This window comes from Actinosynnema sp. CS-041913 (assembly GCF_050942485.1).
Lineage (GTDB): Bacteria > Actinomycetota > Actinomycetes > Mycobacteriales > Pseudonocardiaceae > Actinosynnema.
Map to the genome: position 1 here is coordinate 3,088,656 of NZ_CP192037.1, position 12,741 is coordinate 3,101,396.

10 protein-coding genes are annotated in these 12,741 nt (G+C 71.3%); 8 read left to right on the forward strand and 2 right to left on the reverse strand.

Features of this window, described 5'->3' with window-relative positions:
- The first annotated feature begins 3 nt into the window (after positions 1 to 3).
- The 7 genes from ACQPZF_RS14920 to ACQPZF_RS14950 all read left to right on the forward strand — a co-directional run bounded on the left by ACQPZF_RS14920 (position 4) and on the right by ACQPZF_RS14950 (position 9,519).
- A complete protein-coding gene (locus ACQPZF_RS14920) occupies positions 4 to 1,596 on the forward strand; it encodes an ABC transporter substrate-binding protein (RefSeq protein WP_433272011.1) in 1,593 nt (530 codons plus the stop codon).
- Between the two features lie 346 nt (positions 1,597 to 1,942).
- Entirely contained in the window at positions 1,943 to 2,335 is a 393-nt protein-coding gene (locus ACQPZF_RS14925) for a DUF1508 domain-containing protein (RefSeq protein ID WP_433272012.1), read from the forward strand.
- 106 nt (positions 2,336 to 2,441) lie between these two features.
- Entirely contained in the window at positions 2,442 to 3,428 is a 987-nt protein-coding gene (gene pstC / locus ACQPZF_RS14930; RefSeq protein ID WP_433272014.1) for a phosphate ABC transporter permease subunit PstC, read from the forward strand.
- 10 nt (positions 3,429 to 3,438) lie between these two features.
- Entirely contained in the window at positions 3,439 to 4,542 is a 1,104-nt protein-coding gene (gene pstA / locus ACQPZF_RS14935) for a phosphate ABC transporter permease PstA (RefSeq protein WP_433272015.1), read from the forward strand.
- Positions 4,539 to 6,185 (forward strand): substrate-binding domain-containing protein, encoded by a 1,647-nt coding sequence (locus ACQPZF_RS14940; protein ID WP_433272016.1) that lies wholly within the window; start codon positions 4,539 to 4,541, stop codon positions 6,183 to 6,185. The genes pstA and ACQPZF_RS14940 overlap by 4 nt, the downstream gene beginning before the upstream one ends.
- On the forward strand, positions 6,185 to 8,677 hold the full coding sequence (locus ACQPZF_RS14945) for a hypothetical protein (protein WP_433272017.1): 2,493 nt from the start codon (positions 6,185 to 6,187) through the stop codon (positions 8,675 to 8,677). Before ACQPZF_RS14940 ends, ACQPZF_RS14945 begins: the two co-directional genes overlap by 1 nt.
- The gene (locus ACQPZF_RS14950; protein WP_433272018.1) at positions 8,674 to 9,519 is read left to right on the forward strand and encodes a sortase domain-containing protein; all 846 of its coding nucleotides are present in this window, start codon (positions 8,674 to 8,676) and stop codon (positions 9,517 to 9,519) included. Before ACQPZF_RS14945 ends, ACQPZF_RS14950 begins: the two co-directional genes overlap by 4 nt.
- 84 nt (positions 9,520 to 9,603) lie before the next feature.
- On the opposite strand, the gene ACQPZF_RS14955 is transcribed toward ACQPZF_RS14950, so the two are convergent.
- Together ACQPZF_RS14955 and ACQPZF_RS14960 are read right to left on the reverse strand one after the other, a co-directional pair.
- Entirely contained in the window at positions 9,604 to 10,629 is a 1,026-nt protein-coding gene (locus ACQPZF_RS14955) for an esterase-like activity of phytase family protein (RefSeq protein ID WP_433272019.1), read from the reverse strand.
- An 88-nt stretch (positions 10,630 to 10,717) separates the two neighbouring features.
- Positions 10,718 to 11,710: a hypothetical protein gene (locus ACQPZF_RS14960; RefSeq protein WP_433272020.1), complete on the reverse strand. Its 993-nt coding sequence runs from the start codon at positions 11,708 to 11,710 to the stop codon at positions 10,718 to 10,720.
- A 230-nt stretch (positions 11,711 to 11,940) separates the two neighbouring features.
- On the opposite strand from ACQPZF_RS14960, the gene ACQPZF_RS14965 reads away from it, so the two are divergent.
- A complete protein-coding gene (locus ACQPZF_RS14965; protein ID WP_433274565.1) occupies positions 11,941 to 12,738 on the forward strand; it encodes a phosphate ABC transporter ATP-binding protein in 798 nt (265 codons plus the stop codon).
- The last annotated feature ends 3 nt before the right edge of the window (positions 12,739 to 12,741 follow it).

A 12,741-nucleotide genomic window follows, 5' to 3' on the forward strand; every position in this document is an offset into this window, starting at 1 on the left:
GCCATGCCGCCGGAAAAGCTGACGAACAGGTACTACTTCGGGATCTACCCCCGCCCGCCCAAGTTCTTCCGGAGCTGGTGGGACAAATGGCTGCGCGTCGTGATCGCCTCGGCCGTGCTGGTGGCGGTGGTGCCCGGCTACCTGGCGGTGGACTGGGTGTCGGCGCGGGTGTCCTGCCGGGACGGCCTGCCGTCCGGCGACATCTGGTCGCAGGGCGGCGAGTGCGTCGGCGTGTCCGCCGGGCCGTACGCGTTCGGCCTGGACGCCTTCGGCCCGGTGCTGGCGAAGATCGCCGAGCAGAACGCCGGCGCGGGCCAGGCGGGCTGCCAGCCCGGCGCGGAGCCCGTGACGGTGGCCGTGCTGTCCACGCTGACCACGCCGAACGGCGGCGGGCGCGTCCTGCACGAGATCGAGGGCTACGCCGCCGCGCAGGCGCGGGCGAACGGCGTCGGCTGCATCCACCCGCTGCGACTCAAGATCGCGCACATGGGCGCGACCCAGCAGGCGGCCACGGAGGTCGCGGAACTGCTCCGGGACGACCCGTCGGTGGTGGCCGTGGTCGGCATGGGCCTGAGCGACCAGCGCTCGGCCGACGCCGCGGACGTGCTCGGGGCGCCCGGCAAGCCCATGCCGATGATCGGCGCCCTCATCACCGCCGAGGGCTTCGACGCCGACGGCTCGGCCGGCGACCGGCCCGACTACTCGACGTGCGACGAGAGCGCGAGCTACGACAACGGCGTCGGCGAGGGCTACTTCTACCGCGTCTCGCACCGCAACGCCAAGCAGATCAAGCTGCTCGGCGACTTCCTCAAGGCCGCGCCCGACTTCATCGTGACGCCGAACGACAAGCGCGACCCGTACACCTGCACGGCCCTGCCGTTCGTGCGCAGACTGGGCGAGCGCCCCGAGGTGAAGTTCGACCCGACCGACCCGGCGACGGTGAGCCTGGCGGCGCAGCGGATCTGCGGGCGGCCGGGCGTTGTGACGGCGTTCTACATCGCACGCAGCCGGGATCTGGGCCGGTTCCTGCGCAGCATCGACGAGCAGTACCGCAACGGTTTGTGCGAGGCGTCCGCCATCACCGTCGTCAGCACGTCCGACGCGGTGCGGATGCGCGTGCCGGAGGACGACCCCGAGCTGGAGGGCGCGCGGAAGCAGGCGCTGGGGTCCACGGTGTTCCGCAACGGCACGCTGCGGCTGGTTTACACGCCCTTGGCGGACGCGGACTCGCTGCGCGGCGGCAACACCGAGTTCGCGGCGCTGGAGGACCGGTTCAAGGCGGGGGGTTTCGACCCGAGGCACCTCGACGGCGGGTGGGCGATCAACGCCTACGACGCCCTGTACACGGTGTCGGAGGCGATGCGGACGTTGAGCGCCAACAGCGAGGTGACCCGCAGTGTGCTCAACAGCGCGATCAGCGGGTTCGCGGCGGGTAGTGGGCGTCTCGGCGCGGGTGGTCAGATCGAGTTCGACAACAGCGGCAACCGGACGGGTGATCCGGTGGCGGTGCAGTTGTGCCCGCCCCGTGAGGGCGATCGCCCGGTGACGGTGCGGGTGGACGCGCAGAGTTCGCCGGCGGGCACTCACTGCCGGTAGGGCACGGCGTCCCCGAGCGGGTGGAGTTCTTCGCCGGCGGGTACCCACCGCCGGCAGGCCACGGCTTTCCCGAGGGGTCGCGATTTTTGCGGTCCTGTTGGCAGCCGGTGGAATGCATTGGCGCCGAACACACCGGTCGTTGAGCCGGTTGGTGGATTCTTCGCCGATCGGGATTCGCGCTGTGCCTGCCCTTAACCAACCGACCATGTGGCGCTCACCTCCCGGCCCTCCGCCCGTGCTCTGACGCCGTGAGGGTCCGGGGTCAGGGGGCGGCTGCTTGAGGGGCTGGCGCGTCCCGGACGGGGACCGGTCGTCCGTCGCGACCGGGTCCGACTGGAGGGCGTTCGTGGCACGTTTTCAGTGCTACCGCACCGCGGGAAGCGGTGTCCGGTGGCGGTTGCTGGGAGGCAACAACCGGGTGTTGGGCGTCGGGGTGCGCAGTCATGACGCCCATCTCGACGCGTTGGCCGAGATAGCCCTGGTGCGGGTGAGCGCGACCACCGCCGCATTCGTCATCGAGCACGCCGACAACGGGTCGTGGTGGTGGCGGCTGGCCGACCTCGCCCGCTCCGCGCAGGGTTTCGCGCGCCGGGTGGACGCCGAGCTGGCCGCCGGGCGGTTCCGGAGCCGGGTGGCGCCGGCCGAACTGGACCCCGTGCTGGCGGTGTTCCAGCCGGGGAAGAGGGGCCGGTCCAGCCGGGGACGTGCAGACGTGTGGCCGCAGCGACCTGTTGGTTGAGTGTTCACCTATCGGGTGGACCGCTGTCATCGCGTGGGTTTTCCCTTGCCGTGCCTCGCGAATTCGCAATCCGACCACTCTGCCGCGATCGAAGGAGAAGGCGCCCATGACGGCCGAAACCGACCGGCCTCGGGCCATCACGCCCGCGACGCCGATCGGCGACAAGGTGTTCCGCGGCGCCGTGCGGTTCAGCGGCGTGCTGGTCCTGCTGATCATGGGCGGCATCGGCGTCTTCCTCGCCTACCAGGCGATCCCGACGCTCCGCGTGCTCGGCTGGAGCTTCTTCACGGAGAACCTGTGGCGGCCCGAGTCCAACCGGCTCGGCATCCTGTCCATCGCGCTGGGCACCCTTCAGGTCGCGGTGGTGGCGATCGTGATCGCCGTGCCGGTCGCGATGGGCACCGCGCTCTACATCTCCGAGTACGCGCCGCTGAAGCTCAAGCGCACGCTGGTCGCGCTGCTGGACCTGATGGCCGCCGTGCCCAGCGTCGTGTACGGCCTGTGGGGGTTCTTCTTCCTCCAGGAGGAGATCATCTACCTCTCCCGGTGGCTGTCGACCTACCTCCGCTTCCTGCCGTTCTTCGAGGTGCGCACGGACGTGACGGCGGCGGTGTGGGAGCAGTCCGCCTACACGTCGTCGGTGTTCATCTGCGGTGTCGTGGTCTCGATGATGGTCATCCCGATCACCGCGTCGGTGATGCGCGAGGTGTTCTCCTCCGCGCCGGCCGGCGAGCGGGAAGCCGCGCTGGCGCTGGGATCGACGCGGTGGGGCGTGATCCGGTCGGTGGTGCTGCCGTTCGGGCGCGGCGGTGTCATCGGCGGCACGATGCTGGGCCTGGGCCGCGCGCTGGGCGAGACGATCGCCGTCGCCCTGATCATCTCGCCCGCGTTCGACGTGAAGTTCCGCGTCCTGGAGAAGGGCGGCAACACCATTTCCGAGCTGATCGCGTTGCGGTTCGGGGAATCCAGTCCGTTCCAGTTGTCCGCGCTGCTGGCGGCGGGCCTGGTGCTGTTCCTGTTCACGTTGCTGATCAACGTGCTCGCTTCGATGGTCGTGGCCCGCAGCCGCAGCGGCGCCTCGACGGAGATCTGAGGACTTGTCGATGACGATGCTCGCCGAACCCGCCGTGGAGGCCGAGCGGCGGGACGAGGCCCGGGAGCAGACGCCCCGCAGAATCGGCGGACGCACCCTGGACGACGTGCTGGCCGCGGTCGGCTCGGCGGTCGGCGCGGTCGCGCTGGTGTGGGTGCTGTACGAGAACCTGCTTCCCACGTCCGGGAAACTCGGGTTCGTCGTCTCCTGGTACCTGGCGTTCCTGCTGCTCTACGCCGGCGTGACCGCGCTGCGCCACCCGCGCACGGTGATCGCGGACCGGGTGGGTTCCGCCGTGGTGCACGCGCTGGCGGTGCTGCTGGGCCTCGGCCTGGTGCTGGTGGTCGGGTTCACCTTCGTGCGCGGTGCGGAAGCGCTGGGGCACGCCAACTTCTGGGTCTCCGACCTGAGTTCGGCGGGCCCGCTGGACCCGTTGGAGGAAGGCGGCGTGCTGCACGCCCTGCTCGGGTCGCTGGTGCAGATCACCATCGCCACCGCCATCACGCTGCCGCTGGGCGTGGCCTGCGCGGTGTTCCTCAACGAGGTCGGCGGCCGGTTCGCCCGGCCGGTGCGCACCGTGGTGGAGGCGATGACCGCGTTGCCGTCCATCGTGGCCGGTCTGTTCATCTACGTGACGGTGCTGGTGTTCGCCGGGTTCCAGCGCAGCGGGCTGGCCGCCGCGCTCGCGATCGGCGTGATGATGCTGCCGATCATCGCCCGCGCCGCCGAGGTGGTGCTCCGGGTGGTGCCCAACGGGTTGCGGGAAGCCAGCCTCGCGCTGGGCGCGTCGCAGTGGCGCACGGTGTGGCGGGTCGTGCTGCCCACCGCGCGGCCGTCCCTGGCGACGGCACTGATCCTGGGCATCGCGCGGGGCGTCGGCGAGACCTCGCCGGTGCTGCTCACGGCCGGCTACACCACCTACCTGAACGCCGACCCGACGTCCGGGCCGATGGTGTCGCTGCCGCTGGTGACCTACACGCTGGCCCGTTCGTCGGAGAAGGTCGACCAGGTCCGGGCCTTCGGCGCGGCGTCGATCCTGCTGGCGTTCGTACTTCTGCTGTTCGTGATCGCGCGCCTGGTCGCGCAGCGGTCGACCAAGGGGGGACGTCGGTGAAGCGCTTGGCCCTGGTGGTCCTGCTGCTCCTGGTCTGGGTCACGCCGGCCGAGGCGGGCCGGATCGGATCTGCCACACCGGCCGAGGCGGCCCGGACCGCCTCGGCCGCCGCGGCGCAGACCTACTACCCGATCCGCGGCTCGGGCTCGTCGTGGAGCGAGAACGCGATCAAGCAGTGGATCGCCGACGCCAGCACGATCGGCCTGCCGGTCAGCTACTCCGGCTCCGGGTCGAGCGCGGGGCGGCTGGACTTCGCGCAGAAGATGAACGACTTCGCGGTGTCCGAGATCCCGTTCCAGGGCATCGACCCGACGACGGGCAACGCCGACAACTCCAACGGCAGGCCGTTCGCGTACATGCCCATCGTGGCCGGCGGCACGGCGTTCATGTACAAGATCACCATCAACGGCCAGTTGGTGCGGGACCTCCGGCTGCGCGGCGAGACCGTGACGAAGATCTTCACCGGCGCCATCACGGACTGGTCCGACGACCAGATCACCGCCGACAACAACGGCCGGCGGCTGCCCGCCAAGCGGATCGTGCCGGTGGTGCGCTCGGATGGCTCGGGCACCACGGCGCAGTTCACGCTGTGGATGTCCAAGCAGCACCCCGGCCAGTACTGCCCCTTCTTCGCGGAGCATGTGGACCCGGCCAAGGCGTGCGGGCTCACCTCGTACTACCCGACGTTCGGCAACGCGGTGGGGCAGGTCGGCTCCTCGCAGATGGCGGGCTACATCTCCGCCCAGTACGGCGAGGGCACCATCGGCTACGTCGAGTACTCCTACGCGCGGGCGCTGAACTACCCGGTCGCCAAGGTCAAGAACGCGGCGGACTACTTCACCGAGCCGACCGACACGAACGTCGCCGTGGCCCTCCAGTACGCGCGGATCGAGCAGGACCCCGCCAAGGAGACGTACCTGACGCAGATCCTGGACGACGTCTACAACAGCGGTGACGCGCGCACGTATCCGCTGTCGTCGTACTCCTACATGATCCTGCCGATCTCCGAGGACGGCAAGATCACCACGGACTCCGGCCGGTCGCTGGCCAAGTTCGCCCGCGACTTCCTGTGCCAGGGCCAGCAGCACATGGGCAAGCTCGGCTACTCGCCGCTGCCGCTCAACCTGGTGCGCGCGGGATTCGAGCAGGTGACCAAGGTGCCCGGCGCGGAACAGGCCACGCTGACCCCGAACCAGTGCCACAACCCCACGTTCGACCCGAACGACCCGGACAGCAACCTGCTGGCCAAGAACGCGCCGATGCCCGAGGACTGCGACAAGGTCGGCCAGGGTCCGTGCGGCGTCGGCGGCGGGTCGGACCAGTCCGGGCGGCAGGGGCAGAACGGCGACCAGAGCCGCGACGGCCAGAACGGTCAGCCGGGCTCGGTGGACAACGACGGCGACGGCATCCCGGACGTCATCGCGGGGGTCGACCCGGTGACCGGGCAGCCGTTGGGCGAAGGCCTGGCCGACAACGGCACGACGCCGGGCAGCGCGACCGAGCTGGCGGCCGTCCGGTCCGAGGGCATGGACACCGCGTTGGCCGTGCTCGCCGCGGTGGAACTGGTGCTGGTGCTGGTGGTGCCGACATTCGTGGCCCGTGCCGTGCGGCGCAGGCGGGCCCGTCAGGGGAGTGAGCTGTGATGCGCAGGACTGTCCTTTTGGGACTCGTGCTGACCCTGGTGTGGCTGTCCGCACCCTTCAGCGGGGCGGTCGTGGTCGCGCCCGGAGCGGACGCGCAGCCCGTGACGCTCACCCAGGACTTCGACGAGCACTACAACCCGGGCGGCTCCGCCCGCGGCAAAGTGACCGTGTCGCAGACTGCGGACCTGGTGCGGCAGCGGGTCAATGTGTCCTGGTCCGGGCTGCGTCCGACGCGCGGGTCCGGCGGCGACGCGAGCTACCCGGTGGCCATCATGCAGTGCTGGGGCGAGGCGGACCAGGTGACCCAGCAGCGCTGCTGGTCGGCCGGGCGCGCCATGGACCGCGCGTCGTTCAACGACGCGACGCCGTGGGATCCCGTCGTGTTCGGCGACTACGGCGACCCCGGCGCGAACCTCGACACCGTGATGTCGTTCACCGCGCGCGACGGAAAGCGGTACTCGTGGGAGCCCGTGCCGGTGGACGACGTGACCAAGGTGCCCTTGGCGTGGCCCGACGGTTCGGTGAAGGCGGGCCCGCCACCGGACCTGTCGCAGGACACGTTCAACTTCATCATCCCGCCGACGCTGGTCGGCGAGACCCGCGCGGACGGCAGCGGCTCGGTGGACATCGAGCTGCTGCCCGGCGCGCAGCTACCGAGCCTGGGCTGTTCGGACACCGACGCCTGCTCGCTGGTCGTGGTGCCCATCGGCGACCCGCACTGCCTGCCGGACGAGGAGCTCCTGCTGCCGGAGTGGGTCGAGGCGTGCCGGCCCCACGCGGACGTGTCGTCGTTCCGGTCCGCCGCGAGCTGGAAGACGCCGACCAACTGGGAGCGGCGGTTCGCCTTCCCGCTGTCGTTCCGCAAGACCCCGGAGGTCTGCGTCTCGGACGGCCGGCCCGAGACGGGGGTGACCGGCTCGCCGTACCTGTCGCAGCTCATGGCGAGCTGGCGGCCCAAATTCTGCCTGGACGGCGGCCTGTTCAAGCTCGGCTACACCAGCCTGGGCGAAGGCGAGGCACGCCGCCAGTTCCTCACCAACCTGACCGAGCGGCGCGCCGACGGCGTCAACGCGGTGCTCACCGCGCGGTCCCCGGACACCGACGCGCCCGCGCCCGTGGTGTACGCGCCGGTCGCCACGACCGGCTTCACGGTGGGCTTCCTGGTCGACTCGGCGGCCGGTGTCGAGCTGACGTCGCTCAACCTGACGCCGCGCCTGCTGCTGAAGATGCTCACCCAGTCCTACACCGCCGCCGCGCCGGGCATCGAGACGCACCCGGCCATCTCCAAGAATCCGGAGTGGTGGGGCAGCGATCCCGAGCTGCTGCGCGCCAACCCCGGCCTGGCTCTGCGGGCGGGCGGTATCGAGGCGGCCACCTACCCGATCTTCGTGCAGGGCGACCTGGACCTCACCTGGGCGCTGACCGCGTACATCGCGGCCGACCCGGCGGCGGTGGCGTGGCTGGGCGGCGCGCCGGACGAGTGGGGGATGACCGTCAACCCCAAGTACCGCGCGCAGACGTTGCCGTACGCGCAGTTCGAGCTGCGGGACGACTGGAAGGTGCCGGGCTCCGCGCCGGCCTACAAGGACCAGTTGTGGTTCAACCTGGTGGCGAACCAGGTGTCGTCGGTGGTGAGCGCGGCCGTCGCGCTGGTGCAGGCCCGGCCGACCGCGACCACCAACGAGAGCCAGGAGAACGGCAAGTTCGTCTACAAGCGGCCGGAACGGCAGAAGACCGGCAGCCGGGCGCTGCTCGCCATCACCGACCTGTCCGACACGGCGGTGTTCGGGCTGCGTTCGGCGGCGTTGCAGACGCCGACCGGTGACTTCGTCGCTCCCACCAGGGAGTCCATGGCCCACGGGCTGCGGGCGACGTCCATCGACCCCAAGACCGGCATCCTGGCCATCGACCAGTCCAAACTGGACGCCCGCGCCTACCCCGGCACGACGGTGGTGTACGCGGGCGTGCCGACGAGCGGGTTGCCCCGGTCGGAGGCGGACAACTACGCGACGTTGCTGGAGTACGCGGCCGGCGAGGGCCAGCAGTACGGCACGGCCGTCGGCAACCTGCCCGTCGGCTACCTCGCGCTCAGCGACCCGCTGCGCGAGCAGACCCGCAACGCGGCCCGCGCCGTGCGCGACCAGAAGGGCGAAGTGCCGCCACCGCCGCAGTCGGTCCTCCAGGACCCGGCCGGCGGTCTGCTGCCGCCGCCCGCCCTGCCCGTGCTCGGTAACAACCCGGCCGTGCCGCCGGGCGTGGCGAACACCCCGCCGGCCACCCCGCCCGCGTCCGTCGCGCCGAGCACGGCCCGGCCGGTGACCAGCGTGGCGACGCGGTCGGACGCGTCGTCGTTCGGGCGGTGGCTGCTGCCGTCGCTGCTCGGCCTCGGTCTGCTGGCGGGCATCCTGGCGCCCGTGGTGTCGGCGGCGGGCACCCCCGGCCACCCGGCGCGGCAGTGGCTGAGCAGGTTGTTCCGGCGGGGTGGCGCGTGAGGTCGCCGCTGGAGATCGTGCTGCTGCGCCGGGTCCTGTTGCTGCTCTCGTTGCTGCTGCTGGATTTCGCGGCCTTCCTGCTGGTGATCGGCCCGGTCCGGTACGAGCGGTCGCAGGACCTGCTGTACTCGCAGGCACGGCAGCAGTTGGCGGCGATCGAGATGCCTTACAGCGGCACGATCGAGCCCGGCAGCCCGGTGGCGGTCCTGGAGATCCCGGGCCTGAAGATGACCCAGGTGGTGGTCGAGGGCACCTCCGGGGCGCGGCTGCTGGAAGGGCCGGGGCACCAGCGGACGACCCCGCTGCCCGGTCAGGCCGGTGCGTCGGTGCTGATGGGACGTTCGGTGACGTTCGGCGGGCCGTTCGGGGACATCTCCGCGCTGCGCGAGGGCGACCAGATCACCGCGACCACCGGGCAGGGCCGCTTCACCTACCGGGTGGACCGGGTGCGCCGCGACGGCGACCCGGGCCCTCCGCCGCTGGAGCCGGGTCGCGGCCGGCTGGTGCTGGTGACCGCGGAGGGCGAGGACGTCCTCGGGCTGCCGTTCAGCGCCGACCGGTCGGTCTACGTGGACGCGTCCTTGCTGGACACCGCGGTCCCGGTCGGCGCGCGGCCCACTTCGCTGCTGCCGGAGGAGAAGGCGATGCGCCACGACCCCAGCGGCCTGGTGCCGCTGGTGCTGTGGCTCCAGGTGCTGCTGGCGGCGGTCGTGGCGGCGGTGTGGGCGGTGCTGCGGTGGGGGCGGTGGGAGACGTGGCTGGTCGGCGTGCCCGTGCTGCTGGCCTCGTCGTGGCAGGTGTTCGAGCACGCCGCCGTGGTGCTGATGCCGAACCTGTTGTAGGGCGGCGGTGCCGATGGCCGGAACCTTCTCTCGAACGGCCGAAGGGCCTCCCGATCGCTCGGGAGGCCCCTTGGCGGAACACCGTCAGCTCAGCCGCACCTTCACGGCGATGAGCTGGGTGCGCTTGTAGTACTTGAGCTTGTTGTCCGACACGAACACCAGCGTGCGCGCGCCGTCGGAAAGGGTCGGGCCCCAGGTCACGGCCTCCAGGTCGTCCACAGTGGACAGCCCGAGCCGCGTCAGGTCGAGCACGAGGCGCTTGGCCACCGGCTGGTAGGTCTGGCCGGCCAGCGACGGCAGGTCGGCGACGTTGGTCGCGCCCAGGGCGAAGTCGATCTCGTACAGCTTCGCCGAGTTCACGCCGGCCTGCTCCAGCACCAGGAACCGGCTGTCGGCGACGGCCAGGATCTCGCTGACCCCGTTGCCCGCCACGGCGTCCGGCAGGTAGGCGAACTGGACCAGCGGGTCGCCGCTCGCGCGGTCGTGCAGGGTCAGCCGGGTGGCGTCGCCGTCCTGCGCCAAGGGTCCGCGCAGGGCCGTCAGCACCTGGCCGTCCGAGGTGAGGGTGAGGCCGGACAGCGACTTGCCGCTCTGCGCGCCGACGCCGTCCACCGCCACCTTCTGTACGTCCGGCGTGGCGAACTGGCCCACGAACGCGCCGTTGCCCGCCGCCTCGCGCACCGACGGGTCGACCTTCCGCGTCCGGTCGCCCGCGTCCGCCCACAGCACGTGGCCGGTCGCGGCGTCGTAGCGCAGGGCCTGCGGGTCGACGCCCGCGAACCGCGTGCCGTCGGCCTTGCGCAGCTTGCCCACGCCGGTCAGCGCGGGCTTCGGGCACGCGCCGGACAGGGAGAACGTGCCGGTGTAGAAGCGGGCGTCGGCGCGGTCGCCGGACAGCAGCCGGAAGCCGCCGCTCGACTCGTCGTAGTCGACGCCGGTGATCCCGCCGACGGTGGTGCCCGCGTATCTGGTGGTGCCGGCCAGGTTGTGCTCGCCGATCAGGCTGAACTCGTAGCCGGGGACGGTGATCGGGGACGTCCCGGCCTGGGCGGCGGTGGGGAGGGCGACGGCGAGCGCCGTGGCGACGCCGAGGACTGCGATGGCACGCATGGAGTTTCCTTTCTCGGGGGATGCATCCGTCCGGGTGCGGGCGAGCCCGGCGACCCCGTGGGGGCCACCGGGCTCATCGGGTCGGGCGTCAGTTGCGGTCGACGCCGCAGTTGGTGGAGAGCCGGAAGCCCGCCGCCTTCACGGCGTTCTTGGAGTTGGCGTTGGTGCAGATGTAGCCGAGGCTGCCGAAGAAGGCCGAGAACTTCGACACGGTCTTGTCGGCCTTGCGGATCACGTTGAACAGCGGGCGGTCGTACGCCACGACGCCGCCGGTGGTGACGGCCTGGCCGTCGGCCGGGTTCACCCGGGCGGTGACGTTGGCGGGCAGGCCGACCGGGCGGACCGAGTCGTCCACCGTGTTGACCTTGATGGTGGTGATGCCCACGGCGCGGCCGACCGAGAACGGCGCGATCGCGTTCGGGTCACCGACCAGCGGGGCGGCGCTGTGCTCCTGCACCGGCGCGCCGGCGAAGGTGTCCTTGGCGCAGGTGCCCGGCGTGGTCACGCCGATGCTGGCGAGGAAGAACGCGCGCGTGCCGGAACCGGCCTGCGGCAGGTAGGCGGTGTAGGTGCAGTCCGCGCTGCCGGCCGCCGACTTGTAGATCTTGTTCAGCGCGTCCGTGGTGAGCGTGGTGGGGACGTTCGAGGTCGTGGCCGTCGCGTAGGTCACGGTGTCGCGGGCGAACTCGATGAAGGCGTAGTTGGCCTCCGAGCCGTCCGTCTTCGGGGTGCGCGACGAGCGGGCGAAGTCGATGTTGTGCGCCGCGCCGTCGGCGATCAGCGCGGAGATGCCCGCCGAGGAGCCGTTGGGGCGGGTGATCGTGGGCGCGCCGGCCTTCGGCGTGATGGTGCCGCCGCCGGTCGCGTGCCACGAGTAGACCTTGCTCGCGGGCGTCGGGGTCTTGGCGTTGTACAGGTCGCCCAGGGTCTGCACGACGTCCTGGGTGGTGTCCGAGCCGACACCGACGATGTCGCCGGTCGCGGGGGTGACGGTGGGATCGGCCTGCGCGGTGCCGGCGAGCATGGCGAACGCCGCCGCGCCGGCCACCAGCACGGCCGCCTTCTTCAGGGTGGAGCGCATCGGGAATCTCCTTGTCCCTCAACGATTTCTCGCCCCCCGATTGGGGCGAGGAGAACGTTGCCCCACGGTTAGCGGCGCGAACTACCACGCACCGGGGAAGGTTGCGCTCTCGCCCCTCACCCGGATGGTGAACGCGCGGCGAACCGGGTGGTCGGCCATGTCCGGTGAACGCCGCGTTCACCGGGGCGCCCGGTGCGCGCCCTACCCTCGCGCCCGTGCAGCAGACCGAAGTGGACCTCGTGCCGGTGGTGACCGGGGCGACCTTGGACGCGGTGGACGTGACGGCGTGGTTCGGACCGCGCAAAGTCCTCGACCGGGTCTCCCTCACCATGGACGCGGGCACGGTGACCGCCCTGATCGGCCCGTCGGGCTGTGGCAAGTCGACGTTCCTGCGCATCCTCAACCGGATGCACGAACTGGTGCCGTCCGCCGCGCTGGCCGGCGAGGTCCGGTTGGACGGCACGGACATCTACGAACCGGGCCGCCCCATCACCGAAACCCGCCGCCGCATCGGCATGGTCTTCCAGAAGCCCAACCCGTTCCCGGCGATGTCCATCGCGGACAACGTGACCGCCGGCCTGAAGCTCACCGGCACCTCGGCGTCGCGCACCGAACGCGAAGCCCTGGTGGAGGAGTGCCTGACCCGAGCCGGCCTGTGGAACGAGGTCCGCGACCGGCTGCGGCAACCGGGTGGCGCCCTGTCGGGCGGTCAGCAGCAACGGCTCTGCATCGCCCGGTCCCTGGCGGTGCGCCCGGACGTGCTGCTGATGGACGAACCCTGCTCGGCCTTGGACCCGACGTCGACGCGGCGGATCGAGGAGACCATCGCGGAGTTGCGCACCCTGGTGACGATCGTGATCGTCACCCACAACATGCAGCAGGCGGCACGGGTGTCGCAGCGTTGCGCGTTCTTCCTGGCGGAGAACGGGGAACCCGGCCACATCGTGGAACAAGGCGACACCGACGCGCTGTTCGACAACCCGGTGGACCCCCGCACCTCCGACTACGTGCACGGCCGCTTCGGGTAGACC

Bases quoted from the DNA above. Each gene is read 5' to 3' on its own strand.
- ACQPZF_RS14920 (WP_433272011.1), top strand. From the start codon at position 4: ATGCCGCCGGAAAAGCTGACGAACAGGTACTACTTCGGGATCTACCCC.
- pstC (WP_433272014.1), top strand. From the start codon at position 2,442: ATGACGGCCGAAACCGACCGGCCTCGGGCCATCACGCCCGCGACGCCG.
- pstA (WP_433272015.1), top strand. From the start codon at position 3,439: ATGACGATGCTCGCCGAACCCGCCGTGGAGGCCGAGCGGCGGGACGAG.
- ACQPZF_RS14945 (WP_433272017.1), top strand. From the start codon at position 6,185: ATGCGCAGGACTGTCCTTTTGGGACTCGTGCTGACCCTGGTGTGGCTG.
- ACQPZF_RS14955 (WP_433272019.1), bottom strand. From the start codon at position 10,629: ATGCGTGCCATCGCAGTCCTCGGCGTCGCCACGGCGCTCGCCGTCGCC.
- ACQPZF_RS14960 (WP_433272020.1), bottom strand. From the start codon at position 11,710: ATGCGCTCCACCCTGAAGAAGGCGGCCGTGCTGGTGGCCGGCGCGGCG.